The sequence below is a fragment of the Vibrio aquimaris genome (genome assembly GCF_009363415.1).
GTDB lineage: Bacteria > Pseudomonadota > Gammaproteobacteria > Enterobacterales > Vibrionaceae > Vibrio > Vibrio aquimaris.
On sequence record NZ_CP045350.1, the window covers coordinates 670,973 to 687,997 of the forward strand.

Annotated in this window: 15 protein-coding genes; 13 read left to right on the forward strand and 2 right to left on the reverse strand. The window is 43.5% G+C overall.

From position 1 onward, the window contains the following. Positions 1 to 18 precede the first annotated feature (18 nt). A complete protein-coding gene (gene argA, locus FIV01_RS03110) occupies positions 19 to 1,344 on the reverse strand; it encodes an amino-acid N-acetyltransferase (RefSeq protein WP_152429679.1) in 1,326 nt (441 codons plus the stop codon). Between the two features lie 212 nt (positions 1,345 to 1,556). Here argA and mltA point away from each other — a divergent pair, with 212 nt between their 5' ends. The 12 genes from mltA (at position 1,557) to FIV01_RS03170 (ending at position 13,961) form a co-directional block, all read left to right on the forward strand. Further along, positions 1,557 to 2,660, forward strand: a complete 1,104-nt coding sequence (mltA, locus tag FIV01_RS03115; protein WP_152429680.1) for a murein transglycosylase A — start codon at positions 1,557 to 1,559, stop codon at positions 2,658 to 2,660. 84 nt (positions 2,661 to 2,744) lie between these two features. Beyond that, positions 2,745 to 3,554 (forward strand): tRNA cyclic N6-threonylcarbamoyladenosine(37) synthase TcdA, encoded by an 810-nt coding sequence (tcdA, locus tag FIV01_RS03120; protein ID WP_152429681.1) that lies wholly within the window; start codon positions 2,745 to 2,747, stop codon positions 3,552 to 3,554. A 21-nt stretch (positions 3,555 to 3,575) separates the two neighbouring features. Further along, positions 3,576 to 4,010: a cysteine desulfurase sulfur acceptor subunit CsdE gene (csdE, locus tag FIV01_RS03125; RefSeq protein WP_152429682.1), complete on the forward strand. Its 435-nt coding sequence runs from the start codon at positions 3,576 to 3,578 to the stop codon at positions 4,008 to 4,010. Between the two features lie 131 nt (positions 4,011 to 4,141). Next, positions 4,142 to 5,266 (forward strand): dual-specificity RNA methyltransferase RlmN, encoded by a 1,125-nt coding sequence (gene rlmN / locus FIV01_RS03130; RefSeq protein WP_152429683.1) that lies wholly within the window; start codon positions 4,142 to 4,144, stop codon positions 5,264 to 5,266. 321 nt (positions 5,267 to 5,587) lie between these two features. Continuing rightward, positions 5,588 to 6,625 carry a cytoskeleton protein RodZ gene (gene rodZ, locus FIV01_RS03135; RefSeq protein ID WP_152429684.1) on the forward strand — a complete coding sequence of 346 codons (1,038 nt, stop codon included), beginning with the start codon at positions 5,588 to 5,590 and terminating at the stop codon, positions 6,623 to 6,625. Between the two features lie 8 nt (positions 6,626 to 6,633). Then, positions 6,634 to 7,752: a flavodoxin-dependent (E)-4-hydroxy-3-methylbut-2-enyl-diphosphate synthase gene (gene ispG / locus FIV01_RS03140; protein WP_152429685.1), complete on the forward strand. Its 1,119-nt coding sequence runs from the start codon at positions 6,634 to 6,636 to the stop codon at positions 7,750 to 7,752. A gap of 30 nt (positions 7,753 to 7,782) precedes the next feature. Then, the gene (hisS, locus tag FIV01_RS03145; protein WP_152429686.1) at positions 7,783 to 9,051 is read left to right on the forward strand and encodes a histidine--tRNA ligase; all 1,269 of its coding nucleotides are present in this window, start codon (positions 7,783 to 7,785) and stop codon (positions 9,049 to 9,051) included. A gap of 63 nt (positions 9,052 to 9,114) precedes the next feature. Next, entirely contained in the window at positions 9,115 to 9,729 is a 615-nt protein-coding gene (locus FIV01_RS03150) for a YfgM family protein (RefSeq protein WP_152429687.1), read from the forward strand. A 10-nt stretch (positions 9,730 to 9,739) separates the two neighbouring features. After that, the gene (gene bamB, locus FIV01_RS03155; protein ID WP_152429688.1) at positions 9,740 to 10,900 is read left to right on the forward strand and encodes an outer membrane protein assembly factor BamB; all 1,161 of its coding nucleotides are present in this window, start codon (positions 9,740 to 9,742) and stop codon (positions 10,898 to 10,900) included. Positions 10,901 to 11,069: 169 nt separating this feature from the next. Then, a complete protein-coding gene (gene der / locus FIV01_RS03160) occupies positions 11,070 to 12,557 on the forward strand; it encodes a ribosome biogenesis GTPase Der (RefSeq protein WP_152429689.1) in 1,488 nt (495 codons plus the stop codon). A gap of 47 nt (positions 12,558 to 12,604) precedes the next feature. Continuing rightward, positions 12,605 to 13,471: an alanyl-tRNA editing protein gene (locus FIV01_RS03165; RefSeq protein ID WP_152429690.1), complete on the forward strand. Its 867-nt coding sequence runs from the start codon at positions 12,605 to 12,607 to the stop codon at positions 13,469 to 13,471. Positions 13,472 to 13,745: 274 nt separating this feature from the next. Continuing rightward, a complete protein-coding gene (locus FIV01_RS03170; protein ID WP_152429691.1) occupies positions 13,746 to 13,961 on the forward strand; it encodes a zinc ribbon domain-containing protein in 216 nt (71 codons plus the stop codon). 3 nt (positions 13,962 to 13,964) lie between these two features. Here the strand turns inward: FIV01_RS03170 and xseA are convergent, their stop codons facing one another. Continuing rightward, the gene (gene xseA / locus FIV01_RS03175; protein ID WP_152429692.1) at positions 13,965 to 15,296 is read right to left on the reverse strand and encodes an exodeoxyribonuclease VII large subunit; all 1,332 of its coding nucleotides are present in this window, start codon (positions 15,294 to 15,296) and stop codon (positions 13,965 to 13,967) included. Positions 15,297 to 15,528: 232 nt separating this feature from the next. Between xseA and guaB the strand changes: the two genes are divergently transcribed. Beyond that, positions 15,529 to 16,992: an IMP dehydrogenase gene (gene guaB, locus FIV01_RS03180; RefSeq protein WP_152429693.1), complete on the forward strand. Its 1,464-nt coding sequence runs from the start codon at positions 15,529 to 15,531 to the stop codon at positions 16,990 to 16,992. Positions 16,993 to 17,025 lie beyond the last annotated feature (33 nt).

Sequence of the window (17,025 nt, forward strand, 5' to 3'; positions counted from 1 at the left end):
CATTATCAAAAATCAGGCTTATAGCTCAATAGATAAAATCTTCGATTTACGTTGGAAATTATACAGGTTTTGTTTTTGTGAAGGTAAACATTCAACGGACATTTCCTCAAAGCCCTGCTCACGAAACCAGTGAATACTGCGCGTAGTAAGGACAAAAATATGCTTTATTCCTTGCGCTTTCGATTGCAGCTTTATGTGTTTAAGCAATAGAATGCCTCGATTGCCATCTCTGTACTCTGGGTGAATGGCGACACAAGCCATTTCGGCCATTTTCTCATTAGTATAGGGATACAAGGCGGCACATCCGATGATCAGGCCGTCTTTTTCAATAATGGTAAATTGGTGGATTTCTTGTTCCAGTTGTTCTCGCGATCGTCTGACAAGCACACCTTGTTGTTCAAGAGGGCGAATTAAATCCAAAATACCGCCAATATCGTCGATTTGAGCCTGACGAACTTGTTCTGTGCTTGCTTTCGATATTTGGGTACCAATCCCATCGATAGAAAAGAGCTCCTGAATTAATGCGCCATCGAGCTTATAACTGATTAAGTGGCTACGAGGTACTCCAGCACGGCATGCGGCTGTTGCTGCTCTTAAAAAACGTTGTGTCCCCGAGCTATCTTCGCCTGCTTGTTCTAATTGCTCGAGGATCTGTTCTGCATCACGTGGAAACAATTCAGCAACAGCACGTCCATTGGCGTCGATTACTCCTTGCTCAGAACAAAAACAGACCAGCTTATCTGCACCAAGTTTTATCGCAACCTGAGTTGCCACTTCTTCAGAGAGCAAATTGAACGACTCCCCTGTCACTGAGCTAGCAATTGGGCCAAGTAGAACAATGGAACCTTGTTCTAGGGCTCGGTTGATTCCCTGTCTGTCTATACGTCGAATGCGGCCGCTGTGACAGTAATCAACCCCTTCATCGATACCCAATGGTTGCGCAGTGACAAAATTACCACTCACTACATTGAGTTGAGTGCCTGCCATCGGCGTATTGGCAAGACTCATCGACAATTGAGCGGTAATAGTCAGTTGAAGTTGACCTGATGCCTGCATAACAATATTCAGACTTTGTTGATCAGTTATTCGAATGCCTTTGTGGTATGGGCTAACATGTTTTACTTGATCCAGCATGTGATTTATCTGCGGTCTGGCGCCATGGACCACAACAATATTGACCCCTAGGCTGTGAAGTAGAGCAATATCATTGATAATGTTTGAAAAGTTTTCATCTGCGACGACTTCACCACCAAGCATAATGACCATAGTTTTACCCCTATGAGCGTTTACATATGGAGCAGATTGCCGAAAGCCTTTGACCAAATCTGTGTTGCGTATTTTCATATTTTATATAGAGATGAATTTATATGTCTTAATATTGCATTTATATTCTTTCTTGTTCAAGGTTTTTATTGCTTGAATCCCTACTGATTTTTCAAGCACACAGGTCCAGTTGTCAGAAGCGATTAAAAATCACGTTTTCTACACACATACTTGATTGCGCTTGTCGTTGGAGTTTGTCATCCTTAGTCACAGTTCAATAAGGAATTCTTCTCGTGTTTAAAAAATATCTTCCTCTTGTTGCCGCCAGTGTTTTGTTTGGTTGTGCACAGCCTACCGATCGTGCCCAGCAGTACCTTGATGGTGAATTTTCAGCAACTCTCAATAAAAGTACGACGATTGCCTCCAATAAACCTAAGGACTTCACAGAATTTATTAAGCAATCGCAGCAAGTTATTGAAAACTCGCCTTCAATGGCAGGTTTGTATCAGCCGCTATACGATCAATTAAATGAATGGGCGTTACAAAGTGGAGATCCTGCTCAACTGGAGAATTTTGGTATTCAGGCAGCTCAATTGGGTGGAGGCGATAAAAAAGGTAATGTCTTATTTACTGGCTATTTTTCTCCTGTGATGGAACTTCGTCATGAGCCCGATGATAAGTATCGCTACCCAGTGTATGCCAAACCTGATTGTGAAGCAGAGTGCCCAACTCGCGCGCAAATTTATGATGGAGCATTAAATGGCTTAGGGCTGGAACTTGGTTACTCTGCCAATATGATCGATCCATTTATGATGGAAGTGCAAGGTAGTGGCTTTGTTCATTTTGAAGATGACGATACGCTGGAATACTTTGCTTATGGCGGAAAAAACAACAAAGCTTACGTCAGCATAGGTAAGGTACTGATTGAAAGAGGTCTAGTCGCTCGGGAGAAAATGTCACTAAAAGCGATTAAAGATTGGGTTCTGACCAATGATGACCAAACTGTGCGTGAGCTGTTAGAGCAAAATCCATCTTATGTCTTTTTTGAACCGAGAGCGGATGCACCAGTGACAGGCACTGCAGGTATTCCATTACTACCAATGGCTTCGGTAGCTGGCGATCCTGCACTCTTTCCAATGGGAACACCAATCCTTGCCGAGGTGCCATTACTCAATGCTGATGGCAGCTGGAGTGGCGCGCATCAACTGCGTTTATTGATAGTCCTTGATACCGGGGGAGCGGTTAAGCAGAACCATTTAGATTTGTATCATGGAATGGGCCCTAGAGCAGGAACCGAAGCAGGCCATTACAAGCATTTCGGCCGTGTATGGAAGTTAGGACTCGAGAACTCGGCAACTCAGGCTCCGTGGGCACTGCCGCCAGAAAAATTAGAATAGTCATTGTTGGCTAGACTTTTTAACAAAGAGTGCGTATAAAACGCACTCTTTGTGTTTAACCCTCATTTAGCGGAACAAAACATCATGCGTGAACTTGATACACCAGCTTCAGACAGCTACGACCAACGTTTTGGTGGAACTCGGCGCCTTTATGGCCATTCACAAGTTGAAGTTCTCCGCGCGGCACACGTGTGTGTGATCGGTATTGGTGGGGTGGGTTCATGGGCGGTTGAAGCTTTGGCTCGAACAGGTATTGGTCAATTAACATTGATTGATATGGATGATATATGTGTAACCAACGTTAACCGTCAAATTCATGCTTTGAGCGGTAATATTGGTCAAAGCAAAGTCGACGTGATGGCAGAAAGAGTCAAGCTCATCAACCCTGATTGTCAGGTTAATGTGATTGATGACTTTATTACGCCTGATAACCAGCATGAGTATCTGACTAAAGACTTTGATTATGTGCTTGATGCCATCGATAGTGTGAAAGCAAAAGCGTCACTTCTGGCTTATTGCCGCAGCAATAAGATTAAAGTCATTACTACTGGTGGTGCTGGCGGGCAAATTGACCCGACCCAAATACAAGTTGCCGATTTAACCAAAACGATTCAGGATCCTTTGGCAAAGAAAATCAAAGATACGCTGCGACGCCATCATAACTTTCCTAAAAATCCTCAACGAAAGTTTGGTATAGAATGTGTTTTTTCTACAGAACAGTTAAAGTATCCACAGCCAGATGGCTCAGTGTGCAGTATGAAAGCGACTGCTGAGGGGCCAAAACGTATGGATTGTGCAACAGGCTTTGGGGCGGCGACTGCAGTTACAGCGACGTTCGGTTTTGTTGCCGTTTCACGTATTGTTGAAAAGCTGATACAAAAATACAGCCAGTAAGTGTTAATTTTGGAGCTTGTTATGTCTTCTTTCCCCAAATCACCATTCGGTAGCGAAATAACGGTCGCGGATATAGTTGCTACAATGCAGAATTTAAAAGGCTGGGAAGAGCGTTATCGTCAAGTGATTCTGTGGGGAAAACAGCTTCCTGTCATGCCTGAAAACCTTAAGTCCGAACAAGTAAAAGTCTCGGGTTGTGAAAGCCAAGTATGGTTAGTGAGCGAAAAGGTTGATGATGTTTGGCATTTCAGTGCTGATTCTGATGCTCGTATTGTCAGAGGGCTTATTGCGCTTGTATTAACTCCTTTTGATGGCAAAACCTCGCAGCAGATTCAAAATTTTGATCTTGAGAATTACTTTGACAGTTTGGGCCTCATTTCTCACCTTAGCCCTTCTCGCGGTAATGGTCTAAAAGCTATCGTAGAGCAAATTAAGCAGATCAGCCGAGAAAATTAATCTTGGTTAATTTTTAATCATAATGATATTAATGCCTTATAAAATACAGGGTGTTAGAGCGCTTGTTGTTGCTGAGTAAAGGCTGTACAATTCGCGCCCTTAAATAATGTTACGTCGTTTCGTGAGGCACCATGAGCACTGAAAAAATTAATCTACTCGATTTTGATCGTAAAGGAATGCGTAAACTTTTTGCTGAGGAACTTGGTGAAAAAGCATTTCGTGCCGATCAAGTGATGAAGTGGATCTACCATTTTGGTGTCGATAACTTCGAAAATATGAGCAACATTAATAAAAAGTTGCGTGAAAAGCTCATGCAGCGCTGCGAAATTAAAGCCCCTGTTGTGGCTGAAGCTCAGCATTCTTCCGATGGCACAATCAAATGGGCAATGAAGGTAGGCGATCAGGATGTTGAGACGGTTTATATTCCTGAAGATGATAGGGCAACATTGTGTGTCTCTTCCCAAGTGGGCTGTGCTCTTGAATGTAAATTTTGCTCAACTGCGCAGCAAGGTTTCAATCGTAACCTCAAAGTGTCTGAAATTATTGGCCAAGTTTGGCGCGCTGCACGGGAAGTCGGATTAGAAAAAGAAACGGGTCGTCGTCCAATTACAAACGTCGTTATGATGGGGATGGGCGAGCCGCTACTCAACATGAAAAACCTGATTCCTGCTCTTGAACTTATGTTGGATGATCTTGGTTTTGGCTTGTCAAAACGTCGAGTGACTGTCTCAACTTCTGGTGTTGTTTCTGGCTTGGATCAAATGACTGGCCAGATAGATGTTGCACTTGCTATCTCACTGCATGCACCGAATGATAAGTTGCGCAGTGAAATTATGCCGATCAACGACCGTTGGGATATTGAAGATTTTCTTGCTTCTGTTCGTCGCTATATTGCTTCTTCTAATGCTAATAGAGGCAAAGTTACGGTTGAGTATGTATTGCTGGATCATGTTAATGACGATATGGATCATGCCCGAGAACTCGCTGAGTTGCTAAAAGACACACCATGTAAAATTAACCTGATTCCATTCAACCCGTACCCAGGCTCTCCGTACAAAAAGCCAAGCAATTCGCGAATTGACCGTTTTCAAAAGACGTTAATGCAGTATGAACATACGGTAACCGTGCGCAAAACACGTGGCGATGATATTGACGCGGCTTGTGGTCAGTTAGTAGGAGATGTGATTGACCGGACAAAACGCACCGCGGCTATTCGCGCAGCGAAAGGTGATACAATAGCGATTAAAGCGGTTTAAATGCGCTTTTTGTCGATAGCAAACCAGAGCTCAGCTCTGGTTTTTTTTAAACTGATTGAGCTAAATAATGTCAAAATATGGAAAAACCTTGAGCTGGTTGTGAATTATACGTGTTTTCGATGTTGTTTCATCTCTGATATCTATTAGAATTAAACTTTAGTGCTTTAGAGATAATATTTCTAAGAGCTAGGTGAAGTGCTTTACACATTTTGGTGAGGGATTTTCCTCTGAATATAAGATTTTCATTAAAGACTGTGCAACTAACGAAAAAGAATAAATGTACGTTTGGCGTGGAATCCTGCAAAAAGAGACGTTTATACAATGAGTGCTGAACATACACCCCAAATGGAAGAAGAGACAAAACTTGAAGCGGGTACCATTTTAAAGCAAAAACGGGAAGAGCTTGGTTTAACCTTGGAACAGGTTGCTAGTCGATTACGTCTTCGACGTTCAATTATTGAAAATATTGAATCGAATCAGTTTGAAAGTGAGCAGGTTGCGACTTTTACTCGCGGGTATTTACGTTCTTATGCGCGCGTCGTCGGCATAGAAGAATCCGTTGTGTTATGTGCTCTTGATGATAATGGAGAAGCTCAACATCAAGAGCATGAAATGCAAAGTTTTTCGCAAAAAACTAGTCAAGAGAAGCACGATAATCGAATAATGATACTGACATGGGGTATTTCTGCAATTATTATCGGTATTTCCTGTGTCTGGTGGTGGCAAAATCAAGAAAATACGGCAGTTGAGTTGACTTCGACGACTGAACAAGAACAAAAAATAGAAAAAGAGCTGGCGGAAAAAAATGAATTGGACTTTGCTGTGGTTGAATCACAACCTTCAAGTGAAATTCAACCGCAAGAGTCAAAGCTTGTCGAGCAGCCCTTAGAAGAGGTAACCACTAAAGTGGCCTCTCAAGAGCAGCCTGAGAGAGTCGTCGAGGTAGTCAAAAGCTCGAAGGAGCAAACTCCTGTAGAACAAAGCAAAGTTGAGTCAGTCGTTCCTAACACAGCAGTAGAGACATCTTCTAAACCTGAAACTAATACCTTGGAAACGGCAAAAACTTCCTCTAAGGAACAAGAAAAGCAGCTCCAGCCAGAGCAAGAGGCAGCTGACATAGTCGCTAACTTACTAGAAATGTCTTTTAGTGATGACTGCTGGATTCAAGTCAAAGACTCAACTGGCAAGACGCTGGCAACTGGCATTAAAAAAGCAGGCCAAGGCATCCGGCTCAGCGGCAATCCTCCTTATAAAGTCATTTTGGGAGCGCCGGAAAATGTATCAATAACTTTATCAAGTGAACCTATTGACCTCTCTGGGTATACTTCTGGTAAAGTAGCAAGGTTCACCTTACACTAGAAGTAACTATGCAATACCAATCTCCTATCAAACGTCGCCCGTCCACTCGTGTTTATGTGGGCGATGTACCCATCGGTGATGGCGCTCCAATCGCTGTTCAGTCGATGACAAACACAAGAACAACAGATGTTGAAGCGACTGTTGCCCAAATTAAATCACTGGAAAATGTGGGTGCAGATATTGTACGCGTTTCGGTTCCTACTATGGAAGCGGCGGAAGCATTTAAACAGATAAAGCAGCAAGTATCTGTTCCATTAGTTGCCGATATTCACTTTGATTACCGCATTGCCTTGCAAGTCGCAGAATATGGTGTGGATTGTTTACGCATCAACCCGGGTAATATTGGCAAGGAAGACCGCATCAGAGCCGTTGTTGACTGTGCACGTGATAAAAATATTCCTATTCGAATTGGTGTCAATGGCGGATCGTTAGAAAAAGATATCCAAATGAAATATGGAGAGCCAACGCCAGAAGCATTGCTGGAGTCAGCCATGCGTCATGTGGATATTTTAGATCGTCTTAACTTTGATCAATTTAAAGTCAGTGTGAAGGCATCGGATGTTTTTCTTGCAGTCGATTCATACCGCTTGTTAGCGAAAAAAATCGATCAGCCGCTTCATCTAGGGATTACAGAAGCGGGTGGTGCTAGAGCGGGAGCGGTAAAATCTTCTGTTGGACTGGGGATGCTGTTAGCCGAAGGTATCGGCGATACGTTACGTATTTCTCTTGCTGCTGATCCTGTCGAAGAGATCAAAGTGGGTTTTGATATACTTAAATCGCTGCGAATTCGCTCCAGAGGCATTAACTTTATTGCCTGTCCAAGTTGCTCTCGTCAGGAGTTTGATGTGATTAACACGGTTAATGCATTAGAAGAGCGACTTGAGGACATCATTACACCTATGGATGTCTCCATTATTGGCTGTGTAGTTAACGGACCAGGTGAAGCAGAAGTTTCCCATCTTGGCCTTGCAGGTAGTAACAAAAAAAGTGCCTTTTACGAAGACGGAAAACGTCAAAAAGAGCGCTTTGATAACGATGATTTAGTTAATCAATTGGAAGCAAAAATTCGTGCCAAAGCTTCTGTTATGGATACACAAAATCGCATTGATGTGAAAGTCAAAGATTAATCTCAGATCACCTAAATTACGGTAAATATTGTGGTAAAAAAAATCCAAGCAATTCGAGGCATGAATGACTGCCTTCCGACCCAGTCTGCGTTGTGGCAAAAATTAGAAAACGCAGTCAAGAAAGTCGTTAGCTCTTATGGATGTACTGAAATACGTATGCCAATTGTTGAGATGACGCATCTCTTTAGTAGAGCAATCGGCGAAGTGACCGATGTGGTTGAAAAAGAAATGTATACCTTTGATGACCGTAATGGTGACAGCCTGACTCTTCGTCCAGAAGGGACTGCTGGTTGTGTGAGAGCGTGTATTGAAAATAGTTTGATTGACCGCTCAGAACAGCGTCTTTGGTATATGGGGCCAATGTTCCGCCATGAGAGACCGCAGAAGGGGCGCTATCGTCAGTTTCACCAATGTGGTGTGGAAATTTTTGGTTTAGACGGTCCTGATGTCGATGCTGAACTCATTATGATGACTGCCCGCTTATGGCAAGAATTAGGTATTGATAAGCATGTACGTTTAGAGCTTAACTCAATTGGTTCATTAGAAGATCGCGCAAGTTACCGTACGGCTTTGGTCGCGTTTTTGGAGCAAAACATCGATGTTTTAGATGACGATTGTAAGCGCCGCATGCATACTAACCCACTTCGAGTGCTGGATAGTAAGAACTCGGCAGTGCAAGCGATGTTGGCGGATGCTCCAAGACTGTCTGACTATCTAAGTGATGAATCCAAACAACACTTTTTAGGTGTGTGTGAACTTCTTGACGCGGCAGGTATCGAATACAGAGTCAATGAACGTTTGGTTCGTGGACTCGATTATTACAACCGTACCGTATTTGAATGGGTAACCGAGGATCTGGGTGCTCAAGGAACAGTATGTGCTGGTGGCCGTTATGATGGCCTTGTTGAGCAGTTAGGCGGTAAGTCGACTCCAGCCGTTGGTTTCGCTATGGGATTAGAGCGATTGGTTCTAATGTTAGAAACACTTGAGCTTACGGATGTACGTCGTGCTGTCGATGTCTATATGGTCACTGCGGGTGAAGGGACTATGGTTGCGGGTTTGAAGCTTGCTGAAAACCTTCGCGAACGTATTGATGGTCTTCGAGTGATGACCCATTTTGGCGGCGGTAACTTTAAGAAGCAGTTTAAACGGGCTGATAAAGTCGGTGCTGTGGTTGCTTTAGTTCTGGGTGAGAATGAAGTAGCAGAAGACACCGTTGTTCTCAAAGATTTACTTGGCGGCACTCAAGAGACATGTAAGCAAAGTGATGTCGCTGCTAAATTGGCAGAGCTAATTTAAATACAATTTCACATTAAAAGTGGCGGCTGATGTCGCCATTTTTTAGATTTATGAGGGCAGGAAGTGGAACTCTACGATACTGAAGAACAACAGGTTGAAGCGATTAAGGACTGGTGGAAAGAGAATGGAAAATCAGTCATTTTAGGCGCAGTCATTGGTCTGGGTGGCCTATTTGGTTGGCGCTATTATCAAGACTCAGTGACAACTGCGCAAGAGACTGCTTCTGAGAGTTATTCCAAAGCTGTTCAGCAGTTAGCAGAGAACAATACTGAAGGTGAAGCTGCCTTACAAGCTTTCATTGATGCCAACAACGAAAGCCAATACGCAGTTCTAGCAGCGCTTCAACTGGCTAAAGTCCAAGTAGAGGCGGGAGAATTCGATGAGGCTCTGGCTCAACTGGAGTGGGCTAAATCAGCGACAGAAGACCAAGCTTTATCTTCTGTGATTACCTTTCGTCTTGCCCGTTTAAAGTTGGAGCAAAGTGATTTTGATGCTGCTTTGGCTGAACTTTCTTCCATTACCGATGAAAGTTGGTCTGGAAGAGTGGCTGAACTAAAAGGAGATATCCTGCTTCGTAAAGGTGATTCTGAGGGGGCTTATACGGCCTATGTAGAAGCTCAGCAGGCTGAAGATGTTAGCCAGACATTACAAATGAAACTGGACGATCTGGCGAAATAAGGATCAATGCATGAAAAAAATGCTTAAGCGGGCAATCGCATCTGCAGCAATTGTCGGCATCCTCGCTGGTTGTGCTAGTGAAGAAGATACTGTCATAATGGCGCCAGTACCTAAGGTAAATAGTGAGTTTACTCCTAAAAACCTTTGGAGTGCCAGTATTGGTGATGGTGTTGAACACTACTTTTCTAAACTTACTCCTGAATACGCTTATGACAAGGTGTTTGTTGCCAGTCGAGAGGGCTTGGTAAAAGCACTCAACCCAGAAAATGGCCGTACTCTGTGGCAGCAAGATCTCGAGCAAGAGGTACCAGCTCGCTTATCAGGTGGAATTACTGCTGGTTACAGCCAAATTTTCATCGGTAGTGAAAATGGTCAAGTTATCGCGCTTGATGAAGAAACCGGTGCAGTAAACTGGCGAGTCGATGTAGAAGGGGAAGTATTAGCCGCTCCTGCAACGGATGACAACCTAGTCATGGTCCATACTACGACAGGCATGCTGATCGCCCTCGAACAATCAACGGGTGATGTAAAGTGGACGATAAGTACTGAAGTGCCGAATTTGACTTTGCGTGGCAATAGTAAGCCTGTGACTGTGTCCGGTGGTGTTTTTTGGGGGACAGCTGGTGGGCGTTTAGCCGCTGCGATTGTAGAGCGAGGCCAATTGATTTGGCAGCAGCCTATAGGCACGCCTTTAGGTGCGACAGAAATTGATCGTTTAGTAGATGTGGATGCATCACCACTTATTTTGGGTAGCACCTTATATATTGTGGGTTATAACGGCCAATTGACGGCTTTGGATTTACGATCGGGTAAACCAGTTTGGAAACGTAAGTACTCTTCATCAACTGATTTAGCGAGTGACACAAGGCGCATTTACTTAGTTACGGCCAAAGATCATCTTGTTGCTGTGGATGCAAGAAGCGGTACTGAATTATGGACCAATGAACAGCTGGAAAACCGTCTATTAACGGCTCCAGCTATCATAGAAAACTACTTAGTTGTGGGTGACACCGAAGGTTACTTGCACTGGCTAGATAGAGAATCTGGAGAATTTGTTGCGCAGCAGAAAATCAATAGTAGTGGCTTTGCTGTGGCACCGATTAAGGTTGATGACGGGTATCTTGTTGTGACTAGAAATGGTCAAGTAAAGAAACTGACCCTGACCAAGTGATCATGTGATACAATTCACATTCGGCTCCTTTCTGGCGACAGTTTGGAGCCGTTTGTTTGTTTTAGAGATTGGTAGATTAATGTGGTTATAGGTAACAGTCTCATTGAAGATGTTGACCTTGAGTTGTTACCTATAACTACATAAAGAAAAGAATATTGTAGAGGTTGTTATGGTACCTGTAGTTGCTCTAGTAGGGCGTCCAAACGTTGGAAAATCAACGTTGTTTAACCGACTAACTCGTACTCGCGATGCTTTGGTTGCGGATTTCCCTGGTTTAACTCGTGACCGTAAATATGGGCAAGCCAAGCTTGGTGAACACGAATTTATTGTGATTGATACTGGTGGTATCGATGGCACTGAAGAAGGCGTGGAAACTAAGATGGCTGAGCAGTCACTAGCGGCCATTGATGAAGCTGATGTAGTGCTGTTTATGGTTGATGGTAGAGCTGGTTTAACCCCGGCTGACATTGCTATTTCAAACCATTTGAGAAAAATTGAAAAGCCATCAATGCTAGTAGTTAATAAGGTCGATGGTATCGATGTTGATGCTGCTTCGGCTGATTTTTGGCAACTCGGTGTAGAACAAATGTATCAAATTGCAGCAGCTCACGGTCGTGGGGTTGGGGCTTTGATCGACCGTGCTCTAAATCCATTTGCAGAAAAAATGGCAGAGGAAGCAAACGGGGAAATAGAGGATCTTACTGACTTTATCGACGAAGATGAAGAGAAGCTGGATTACACCGAAGAAGAGGCAGAAGAAGAGTTTAAACGCCTTCAAGATCAGCCCATAAAGTTAGCGATTATTGGCCGCCCCAATGTAGGTAAGTCGACTCTAACTAACCGTATTTTGGGTGAAGAACGCGTGGTTGTTTACGATATGCCGGGAACGACTCGTGACTCGATTTATATCCCGATGGAGCGTGATGACCGTGAATACGTTTTAATTGACACGGCAGGTGTTCGCCGTCGCAAGCGTATCAATGAAACGGTGGAAAAATTCTCTGTGGTTAAAACCTTGAAAGCCGTAGAAGATGCTAACGTCGTTTTATTGATTATTGATGCGCGTGAAAATATCTCTGACCAAGACTTAAGTTTACTAGGCTTTGCGTTAAATGCTGGGCGTTCAATCGTTATCGCAGTAAACAAATGGGATGGCTTAGAATCGGATGTGAAAGAGCATGTGAAAAAAGAGCTTGATCGCCGTTTAGGTTTTGTTGATTTTGCACGTATTCATTTTATTTCTGCACTCCATGGTACGGGCGTTGGGCATTTATTCGAGTCAGTTCAAGAAGCCTACAAGTCAGCAACGACACGTGTCGGAACTTCAGTATTGACGCGTATCATGAAGATGGCAACTGAAGATCATCAGCCGCCTTTAGTTCGAGGCCGTCGAGTAAAACTTAAGTATGCCCACGCAGGCGGATACAACCCACCGATAGTTGTGATTCATGGTAACCAAGTGAATGAACTGCCTGATTCTTACAAACGTTATCTGATGAATTATTACCGTAAGTCACTCGAGATCATGGGTACGCCAATTCGCATCCAGTTTCAAAGCAGTGAAAACCCCTTCGAGGGTAAATCGAATAAGATGACATTATCCCAAGAGCGTAAACGCAAACGCCTAGTGGGTATGATGAAAAATCGCAAGAAATAGTGAGAAGCGCCTAATATAACAGGCGCTTTTTTCATTTAGGAGACCCTATGTCAGTTACACCCACAGTCATTCGCTTTTGCCATGATATTTGGAATTTGAGCTCAGCGGTTCAGATGATAGGAAGTAATGAAAACTATTGCTACGTCATAACCCAAGCAACACCTTTCCATCCAGTCAGCCATATTTGGCCTGATCACCCAGCAGACAAAGGGTGGTTAGAAGAATATCCGGTTGTTGATTGTCTTGTTGGAGCGGTTGACTCATCGAGCGGAGAATTATTTGTAGGCACTGAGATACCTGTACGACGTGACCAAGATGGCTGGAGTTTTGTTGTAGTTCATTGCTTGGAAAAGAATAGGGTGGATTTATCCATAGGTCAGTCAGTGTCGTTAAAGGTGGATAAAGCGTATCAGCAAACGCTTAGCCGCGGACATAGTGCGGGTCATCTTGCCTCTCTTGCTCTTAATAAAACTCTCGCTATGCAAGGGTATTGGCGTAAAGATGCAGAACGTAAAGATACTCATGGATATTGTGATTTTAATAGTTACGCGCAGCAATCAAGTTTTGTCACACCAGGGCAGTGTCATGATACGTATCGTTTGGGCAAGACGTTACGCAAAAGAGGGCTAAATAGTGCAGAGCTTCTCGACAATCTTAAAGATATTGAAGCAGCAGTAAACCACCAAATAGCACAATGGCTAATTCTTAAAGCTGATATCAGCATGAAATGCTGTGGTGACACTTTGACAGACTCTCGTTATTGGCAATGCGATCTAGGTGAGAATAATATTGCCGAGATACCTTGTGGAGGTACACATGTACGAAACTTACGGGAATATCAGCAGATTCAAGTGACTTTAACCCAAGTAGACGAACAAAATATTGAAATGCTCACACACGTAACTTTCACTTAGTAATTATCAGATCTTTTTGTAATATTCTGCTATCTATTATTTATTATGTTTAATTTGGTTTTTTGTTCTTTTTAGAATTCAAAAACAGGATATGTAACTTATGCTTTCGGTGTGTGGTGATATAAATATTCTTTTATGGCCAGATCGCTGATCAAAATGGATTTAGCCTACGATCGGATAAGGATCCAATCTTTGCGTGATATGGATCATTCTGTAGATTAATCTTTGAGGTTAAGATGAACAATGGTGATTAGACAAGATTAAAGGTGTAGCTATGATTCAATGTCCCGACTGTGATGTTGAGCTAAAATGGAAGGGGAAATATCACTGTGAGCAGTGCCAAATGGATTTTGACAAACAGGCTTATTGCCCAGACTGCCAAGCTCAGCTTGAAAAGCTTTTGGCCTGCGGTGCAAGTAATTATTTTTGCAACCAGTGTAATGAGTTAAAGTCCAAATCTAAAGTGCGGTTCGTACTTGCTAAGATATAACCTTTAAGAGACTGTCGATCGAATCTCACCATCATTGAGGCGAGTCACTAGGATATCGCCTGACTTTACATCACCTGAACGAGTAACGATTTGGCCAGATTCTGTTTGGCTGATAGAGTAACCGCGCTTAAGTGTTGCTAAAGGACTAACCGTATCGAGTTTTTCACCCGCCAGTGAGAGTTGATGACGAGCTTTTAGAAGGTTTTTATCCATTGATGTGATGAGCTTTTGTTCGAGCCTTTCTAGTGCTGATCTTTGATCTTGAATATAGTGACTTGGCGTATGTAATTGCAGCTTATACTGCTGGCGTTCAATATGTTGGCTCTGCGCCGCTAGATTGCTTTGCATTGCTCTATTTAAGCGTATAAAGAGTTCGTCAAGTCGCTGGCTCTGTTGCTGAAGCTGATAAGTAGGATGTTGCCTTTCTAATCTGTGCAGCAGCCCAATGATCACTTGTTTATTTTTAGTTAAGTAGTGACTAAACCTTGCTTGTAACTTGTTGATCAAGTTATTGAGTGTTTGTAATTTATGACTGTTATCACGGCTAACCAGTTCGGCGGCTGCTGAAGGGGTCGGTGCGCGTAAATCGGCAACAAAATCACTGATGGTGACATCTACTTCGTGACCAACCGCACTTATGATTGGAATTTGACTTGCAGCTATGGTGCGGGCGACGATTTCATTGTTAAAGCACCACAAGTCTTCAAGAGACCCGCCGCCACGACCTAAAATTAATACATCACATTCATTGCGGCTGTTGGCGCATCCAATAGCTTGAGCTATTTGAATCGATGCTTCTTCACCTTGAACCATAGTTGGGTAAATCACCACTTCTAAGGAAGGATCACGGCGTTTCAGTACATCAAGAATGTCATACAGTGCTGCCCCTGTCTTTGAGGTAATGATGCCGACACGTTTAGGGTGCTCTGGTAGCGCTAGTTTAGTGCTTTGAGCAAAAAGCCCTTCAGCGGCTAACTTGAGTTTCAGTTTTTCAAACTCTTGTTGCAGACGCCCGTCGCCTTCAGGCTGCATACTTTCAATGATTAATTGATAATCGCCGCGAGGTTCATAAAGTGATAAGCGCGCCTTAACCAGTACCTGCTGACCATTTTGAGGTTTAAAGGTGACGCGCCGATTGTTACCGCGAAACATTGCACATTTAACTTGTGCGCGTGAGTCTTTGAGAGTGAGATACCAATGACCAGAAACTGGGGCAGAGAAGTTTGATATTTCGCCCACTAGCCAGACTATGCCCATTTCATTTTCGAGCAAAAGGCGAACTTCAGCATTTAAGCGTGAGACGGTGAAAATATTTTGGTTAGTCAGGGATGACACTGCTAGTCTCGTGGGCGTGAGTATGGAGATTAGCGGCAATATAATACATATCAAGGGGGGTAATGCAAGAAAAAAATAAAAAAAAATTGTAGTAAATCGATTGCGTTAGCCGTATAATCCGTCCGCAATATCTAATCCAAATGTAGTAAAGTTTTATCACTATACTGCACTCATTATGCGAAACGATGAGGTTGGATTGTCCTTTTACTCCTTTTATTGTGAGATATTGCAAATGCTAAGAATTGCCAAAGAAGCGCTGACATTCGACGATGTATTGCTAGTGCCAGCACACTCCACCGTTCTCCCAAACACAGCTGATCTTCGCACTCGGCTGACCAAAAATATTACCCTGAATATCCCAATGATCTCGGCCTCCATGGATACGGTCACTGAGGCGCGTTTAGCGATTGCGCTTGCTCAAGAGGGCGGTATTGGATTTATTCATAAAAACATGTCCATAGAGCAGCAAGCTCAGATGGTTCATCAAGTGAAGATCTTTGAAGCTGGTGTGGTGTCTCACCCTGTAACCGTTAACCCAGACGCAACCATTGCTGATGTTATCGCACTGACCGAAAAACACGGCTTTGCTGGCTTCCCCGTGGTAACAGATACTAATGAATTGGTTGGTATCATTACTGGTCGAGACGTTAGGTTTGTAACTGACTTATCTAAGAAAGTTGAAGTGGTTATGACGCCAAAAGAGCGCTTGGCTTCAGTAAGAGAAGGAGCCACTCGCGAAGAAGTGCAAGAGAAAATGCACGAAGCGCGCGTTGAAAAAGTACTGGTTGTTAACCGTGATTTCCAACTTACTGGAATGATCACGGCTAAAGATTTCCACAAAGCAGAACGTAAACCAAACGCATGTAAAGATGACCAAGGTCGTTTGCGTGTTGGTGCCGCTGTGGGCGCAGGTCCAGGTAATGAAGAGCGCGTTGCTGCATTGGTTGAAGCTGGGGTCGATGTTTTATTAATCGACTCGTCTCATGGCCACTCTGAAGGTGTACTTAATCGTATTCGAGAAACTCGAACGGCTTATCCTGATCTCGATATTATTGGTGGTAACGTTGCTACTGGCGCTGGCGCATTGGCGCTTATCGAAGCAGGTGTTAGTGCTGTTAAAGTAGGCATTGGCCCTGGCTCTATTTGTACAACGCGTATTGTAACTGGTGTAGGTGTTCCTCAAGTTACAGCGATTGCTGATGCTGCAGAAGTAGCAAATGAATATGGAATTCCTGTGATTGCTGATGGTGGTATTCGTTTTTCTGGTGATATCTGTAAAGCGATTGTGGCTGGCGCGTCATGTGTCATGGTCGGTTCTATGTTTGCGGGCACAGAAGAAGCACCTGGTGAGGTTATTCTCTACAACGGTCGTTCCTACAAGGCATATCGCGGAATGGGCTCTTTGGGTGCTATGTCTCAAGGGTCTTCGGATCGTTACTTCCAGTCGGATAATGCAGCCGATAAGCTTGTGCCTGAAGGTATCGAAGGCAGAATTGCTTATAAAGGTCGTTTGAAAGAAATTGTTCACCAACAAATGGGTGGACTACGTTCAAGCATGGGCTTAACGGGCAGTGCGACGGTTGAAGATATGCGCACTAAAGCTGAGTTCGTGCGTATCTCTGGTGCGGGAATGAAAGAGTCCCACGTGCACGATGTGCAAATTACTAAAGAAGCACCAAACTACCGTTTAGGATAATAGTCGCTGATTGGCCGTTTGAAAAATGATCAG